Source organism: Bartonella sp. AP88XZML (assembly GCF_042195565.1).
GTDB lineage: Bacteria > Pseudomonadota > Alphaproteobacteria > Rhizobiales > Rhizobiaceae > Bartonella.
In genome coordinates this window covers 1-1026 of sequence record NZ_JBHIOQ010000075.1, presented here as the reverse complement: position 1 = coordinate 1026, position 1026 = coordinate 1, and the positions used below count along the sequence as shown (strand labels likewise).

The following is a 1026-nucleotide window of genomic DNA, read 5'->3' as shown; positions in this document are numbered from 1 at the left end:
CTGTAATAAATACTTTGACACCAAGACAACTTATTCCTGTTAGTGAAATGCAGCGAGACACGAAAGCTGATCAAGGTGTTGTGTTGGGTGAGTCCGCGAGTGCGCCCTCTGTGTCGTCTATTGCGATAGATTCCTCTACAAAGGCGACAGCAAAAAATGCTACCAGTTTGGGGGATGGTGCACAGGCAAAAGGTGTGAATAGTATAGCTATAGGCTATAAGGCGGAAGCTTTGGGTCAAAATAGTATCGCAATAGGTAGCCAATATGCTCCGGGTACAGGCATAACAAAAGCGGTTAAGAATTTTTCAACAGTTGTGGGAGACTTTGCGACTGCTAGGGAAGAATATGCGACTGCTTTTGGTGCGGGTGCAGATGCATCGGAAGAATTTTCTACTTCTGTGGGATATAAAGCAACAGCACAAGCGAGAGGCAGCACTGCTATAGGTCGTAGTGCAAATGTATCAGAAAATGATGGCGTTGCTCTAGGAAGCAAGTCTGTTGCTAATAGGGCTGCAGGTGTTTCAGGATATACTTCTATGCTGCAGGGGCCTGCAAAAGATGAGCTATCTTATTGGAAATCTACGTCAGGTGCTGTTAGTGTTGGTGATGCTGATGATGGCAAAACACGACAAATTACAGGTGTAGCGGCTGGTAGTGAAGATGCAGATGCAGTGAATGTTATACAATTAAAAGACTTAGAAAGGGTCGTAAGACAAAATGGTTGGAAACTGTCTGTTGACGGTAAAAATGCTAAAACAGTCATTATGGATAGTGGAGTAGATTTTTCTACTGGAAGTAAAAATCTTAACATTACAAAAGGCGATAAGGATAATAATGTAAAATTTGATTTAGCTCAAGATGTTGTATTAACGAGCTTAAAAGCAGGGACGAATACCTTAGACGCAACAGGTTTGGTCATTACTGATGGTCCAAAAATAACGACCGCGGGCATTGATGCTGGAGGTAAAGAGATAAAGAAAGTTAAGGCTGCGGCACTCACTGAGACTTCACAACAAGCAGTGAATG

General features: G+C 42.7%; 1 pseudogene. It reads left to right on the top strand.

From position 1 onward, the window contains the following. Window positions 1-1026 (top strand): annotated as a pseudogene (locus ACFIK2_RS08190) (hypothetical protein); the annotation flags it as partial.